Below are 5,000 nucleotides of genomic sequence, written 5' to 3'. Positions count from 1 at the left end.
AGAACGGTGATCTTCAATGAGAATGGTAATAGTTGCCGGGACACCCGGTTCTGGAAAAACTGCGGTTTTAATTCACGCACTGCGAAGTTTAAATGAAAGTGGGTTAAAATCTGCAGTGGTAAAAATTGACTGTCTGTACACTGACGATGATACTAAGTTTGCCAAGGTAGGAGTACCCACCAAGGTAGGACTGTCCATGGACATGTGCCCGGACCACTACGCTATCTACAATCTGGAGGAAATGGCTGAGTGGGCAGATGAAAACGATGCAGAACTTCTGGTGGTGGAAACTGCAGGATTATGCCACCGTTGCGCACCTTTCACAGTAAACTCACTGGGAGTTTGTGTTATAGATGCCACCAGCGGTCCCAACACACCACTTAAGGTAGGGCCCTTCCTGAGTACGGCGGATATCGCGGTGATCACCAAGGGAGATATGATATCTCAGGCAGAAAGGGAGATATTCCGGGAAAGAGTTCTTGAAGTAAATCCAAATTGTAAAATAATAGAAGCCAATGGTTTAAGTGGGCAAGGATGCGCAGAACTGGCTGATGAAATTAAAAAATCCCAGGAAGTCACCCTGGAGGGTGAAAAACTGCGACACTCAGCTCCACTGGCAGTTTGCACCCTCTGTGTAGGAGAAACCAAGGTGAACAAGAAATACCACCGGGGTATATTGCGTCGTATCGATGGATTCCAGAGTTACGAAGGGGAATAATAAGATAACAGGTGTTAAGCAATGACTGAAGTTCCAGTTGATATTGGTCAGCAAAATAAGATTCTAATGCTACTTCCGGGTTACAACTGTGGCATCTGTGGATACGCCCGCTGTGATGAGTTTGCCGGGGCACTGACCCGGAAAAAAGTGGACTTGGAGAAGTGTCGTTTCCTCTCTCAGGAAATGTTCCAGGATGATCTGGCAAAAATACAGGAAATCTTAAAGGAAATAAAAGTAATCCCTGAAGAGGAGAAAATTGTGGGAGTCTTAGATGGATACGAGGCAGACCTTATACTGAAACCCCTTCCTGAAGAAGAATCCTGCAGAGAAACCCTCTACCCCTTTACCCGGGAAGAAATTAAAGCCGGTGAAATCATAAGATACCGCCCCCTGGGCTGTCCCATAACCCATTTTGCCAAGGTACTGGAAGAAAACCATGGGTTGATCACCGTGCACCTGGTTGGCCCCTGCCACCGTCTGGATAGTATGGCTGAATTTAAATTTAAAGACGTGGGGGTGTGTATGGTGGGAGGATTTGAAGGAATTATTGAAGGTAAATTACCCCGGGTGGGAGAAACCGTCCGCTTCTTACCTTACCACTGTATGATGCAAAAGGTTCACTCCGGGGTTGTGGTTCAGCTGGAAGGTAGAAGAGCCTTAATTGAAGGTATAGACCTGAAGGTATGGGCACCTCCCCTAAAGGGATAAATGGAAACCCTGTGGAATTTTTTAAAAAAACTTTTCCTTTTCTTTACGGATAACATGAATCCTTCACCCCCTGAACCTCATCTTAAAGAGAAATACTCCACCTATTCTGAAGGAAACAATAATTACCAGATGATAGGTGTACAAACAGGTTACATCAAACCAGGAGAATCCTACGATGTTATACTGGACCGGGCAGCAAAACATCTCCAGGACCAGGACTTTCTGGTAATTTCCGAAACTCCCCTAGCCATATCTCAGGGTAGACTGGTGGATGAAACAGAATTTAAACCATCTTTAAGCGCCTATCTACTGGCAGAATTATGGTCCAAATACTTATGGGGCTATTTCCTCGGTCCCCTGCTGGGCATTAAAAAGAGAACCATTAAAAACCTCAGAAAACTCCCCCCTGAGGCCCGCCCACATAAAGAATTAATATTACAACGTTATGGTTGGAGACATGCACTTAAACCTGCCTCTGAGGCAGGAGTTGATTTGAGTAATGCTCCGGGGACCTGTGTTTCCTTATTACCCCATGATCCACAGGGCCTTTCCGAAGAGATTGGGGCAAAAATTGGTAACATCAGTGGTAAAAATGTCACCGTGGTTATAATTGACACTGATGTCACTTACCAGCTTGGAAAAATAATATTCACCTCTTTACCAGTTTCTGCCAATGGAATAAGAAATAACTGGGGATTATTTGCTTATTTATTAGGTCGTTTTGGTCGTATTCTGGGCCCCACTCCCCTGGGAATTTCGCGGCACCATAAACTGGAAAAGATTTTCCAAATTGCCCGTGCAGCAGAAGAACACCAGAAAATCCATGAAAATAATATGGAAACAGTTTATGACATGCAGAAATTATTGGAGGGGAAAGTTAACACCATAACCATAGACATGCTGGATTCAATAACTCACATGCCTGCAGTCATAGTTCGTGATGTATAAAGAATGATTTTAAACTTCTTTTTATTAAATGGATTTAGGTGATTTTTGCTGAAGTAGGGTGTGATTTGAAAAAATATAAATACTATCTGTACCATAGAATAGTTAACCCAAGATATTTTTAACACCAGCAGATAGCCGTAATACCAACAATGGCTAATGCATGGTTATTAGTTAATAAAATCGGGTAGGGGCAGAGATATATTCATCTTTTAAAATGTAGGGCGGCTAATTTGTACCAAGGGGCAGTATTATAATTAGCATGGCTTGATTTTTGCCTATCAATTTTATGGTTTTTTTCTTTCATGAACCACTAAAGTTCATACCTAAACCTGAACCCGACAGCTACTAAAAAAATATCAAAATATGAAGGAGGCACCTAGATGCTCGCAGATCCCAATGTGCAGGAAATTCTCATTGATGTTACTAAAGATGATGAGAATAGCATCCCCATTATTCAATGTCTATTGAATGGTAAAACCACCGATGAGGAAATTGCTGAAGAAACTGAAATCAGACTTAACATTGTGAGAAGAATACTTTATAAGTTATATGATGCCGGCGTGGCCAGCTACAAGAGAAGTAAAGACCCTGAAACCCAGTGGTATACTTACAGCTGGAAATTTGAGGAAGATAAAATCTCGGAAATCATATCAGATAAGGTTGAAAAGTTCTCCCAGGAACTTCACCAGTCACTGGAATACGAAGAAGACAACATGTTTTTTGTCTGTCCCAATGGTTGTCGCTATAATTTTGAAGAGGCATCAGAAAGAAACTTCATATGCCCGGACTGCAACACCAACATGGAGTTCCAGGATAATTCATCAATAATTATGGAATTAAAGGAATTACAGGAAAGGATGAGCTAATTTTTCCCACTCTCCCTTTCAACCTGATGTTTACTTAACTGTCCATTATCCCCAACTTTCGAGTACCACTCTTTCCCTATCTCTAAGGGGGATATAATTTTCCCAGAAAATGTAGTGGGTGAATAATTGATTTTAAATGAAAGTAACCCTTCCCAAATTTTACAAGAATTTAACTGTCCTCCTTTTGTGATTGCACACTCCAGAGCAGTCCTTTCCAGGGCAATAAAAATGAAAATGGAGTTTGAATTGGAAGTGGATATGGAACTGGTTAAAACCGGGGCCCTGCTACACGATGTAGGTCGCTCCCAGACCAATGGCATAAAGCACGCCGTAGTGGGAGCAGAACTACTAAAAGAGAGGGGTTTTTCCCGGGAAATAGTTAACATTGTGGAAAGGCATATTGGTGCTGGAATTAGCAGGGAAGAAGCTAAGGTTCTGGGAATTCCCCCTAAAGATTACATGCCCCTTACCTTAGAAGAGAAACTGGTGGCCCATGCTGATAATCTTATCCACGGCACACAGGAAGTGGATTTAGAATTTGTAATTAAAAAGTGGAGGAATAACCTGGGGGAAAACCACCCTTCCATACCCAAAATCATAAAACTCCACTCAGAAATTACCAAAATCCCAGTTACTTAATTATTAGTAGGTCAAAACTCCTCTGATGTTAAAGGGTAATCATTATTTTTAATTTAAAATACAGTGAGGGATTTACTTATTTTAGAAATTCATTTATTCCATAAATTACAATTTTATTCTAGTATTCTTTAATTCATATCCGGTGAAAATCAGGAATACCCTCTCTTAAGTTCAATCTAAGGAGAATTATAACTAGAAACATTAGCGGCAGGTGATAAATTGGGCAAACGAATTGTGGTTTTTATTGGACCTTCACTTCCTCTGAAAGAGGCTAAACAAATATTAAATGCTGATTATCGCCCGCCGGTAGCTAGAGATGATTTAGCTGTTCTTTTAGACGATCCTCCCCAAGTAATTGGTATAATCGACGGTGTTTTTCACCAGCAGCCAGCAGTCTCCCACAAGGAAATACTACGCGCATTAGATGCAGGGATAACCGTGGTGGGTGGTTCCAGTATGGGGGCACTTAGATCAGCGGAACTGGATTATGCGGGCATGATTGGGATTGGAACAGTTTACCAGGAGTACCGGGATGGAACAATAGAATCTGACGATGATGTGGCCATTGTATTTGATCCTGTAACCCACGAACTTCTCAGTGAGGCTCTGGTGAGTATGAACCATAATTTCCAGATGGCCGAAGCAGAAGGTATAATTAATTCTCGTGAAGTGCAAATGCTGTATGAGACTGCTAAAAAAATTTACTATCCCCAGAGGAATTATCCACGGGTTTTAAACGACTCTGACCTGGGTGAAAATAAGAAAAAGAAACTTGAAATCTTTTTAAAGGAAAAAGGAACTGATATCAAGTCTGAAGATGCCCGTAAAGTCTTGACCTACATTAAAAACATGGATTAATTATTTAAGAGCTGGGAATTAAAACTGGGACAATCTGGATATTTTATTTTAATGGACAATAACAGGAAAGCTTGTTAAAGTAGGGGGTATACACCATGGATCTAAAAGAAAAAATGGATGATTTGAGGAAGTATCTGCACGGGAAAAAAGTGGTGGTAGCTTTTTCTGGGGGTGCTGATAGTACCTTACTGGCCTCTGTTGCGCAGGAGGAGGCTCAGGATGCCCTGGCAGTTACGGTGGATAACGGAGTTATGCCGGCAGAA

At 41.6% G+C, this 5,000-nt stretch carries 7 protein-coding genes (1 of these 7 only partly in view); all 7 read left to right on the top strand.

Annotated elements, in window-relative coordinates; all coding sequences use genetic code 11:
* Positions 1 to 16 precede the first annotated feature (16 nt).
* A complete protein-coding gene (locus CIT02_RS04620; RefSeq protein ID WP_292614453.1) occupies positions 17 to 718 on the top strand; it encodes a GTP-binding protein in 702 nt (233 codons plus the stop codon).
* Between the two features lie 21 nt (positions 719 to 739).
* Complete coding sequence (locus CIT02_RS04615; protein ID WP_292614451.1) at positions 740 to 1,426, top strand: (Fe-S)-binding protein; 687 nt, start codon at positions 740 to 742, stop codon at positions 1,424 to 1,426.
* Between the two features lie 129 nt (positions 1,427 to 1,555).
* Positions 1,556 to 2,374 carry a coenzyme F420-0:L-glutamate ligase gene (locus CIT02_RS04610; RefSeq protein WP_292615033.1) on the top strand — a complete coding sequence of 273 codons (819 nt, stop codon included), beginning with the start codon at positions 1,556 to 1,558 and terminating at the stop codon, positions 2,372 to 2,374.
* A 380-nt stretch (positions 2,375 to 2,754) separates the two neighbouring features.
* Complete coding sequence (gene tfe, locus CIT02_RS04605; protein ID WP_292614449.1) at positions 2,755 to 3,240, top strand: transcription factor E; 486 nt, start codon at positions 2,755 to 2,757, stop codon at positions 3,238 to 3,240.
* A 126-nt stretch (positions 3,241 to 3,366) separates the two neighbouring features.
* Positions 3,367 to 3,879 carry a TIGR00295 family protein gene (locus tag CIT02_RS04600; protein WP_292614447.1) on the top strand — a complete coding sequence of 171 codons (513 nt, stop codon included), beginning with the start codon at positions 3,367 to 3,369 and terminating at the stop codon, positions 3,877 to 3,879.
* Positions 3,880 to 4,098: 219 nt separating this feature from the next.
* Positions 4,099 to 4,737, top strand: coding sequence for a TfuA-related McrA-glycine thioamidation protein (locus CIT02_RS04595; RefSeq protein ID WP_292614445.1), 639 nt, complete (start codon positions 4,099 to 4,101; stop codon positions 4,735 to 4,737).
* 95 nt (positions 4,738 to 4,832) lie between these two features.
* Positions 4,833 to 5,000: the start of an ATP-dependent sacrificial sulfur transferase LarE gene (larE, locus tag CIT02_RS04590; protein WP_292614442.1), read on the top strand. 879 nt of this gene lie beyond the right edge of the window; only the first 168 of its 1,047 coding nucleotides appear in the window; its start codon is at positions 4,833 to 4,835; its stop codon lies beyond the right edge, outside the window.

The organism is Methanobacterium sp. BAmetb5 (assembly GCF_003491305.1).
Lineage (GTDB): Archaea > Methanobacteriota > Methanobacteria > Methanobacteriales > Methanobacteriaceae > Methanobacterium.
The sequence above is the reverse complement of the archived record's forward strand: the minus strand, read 5'-3'. Positions and strand labels throughout refer to the sequence as shown.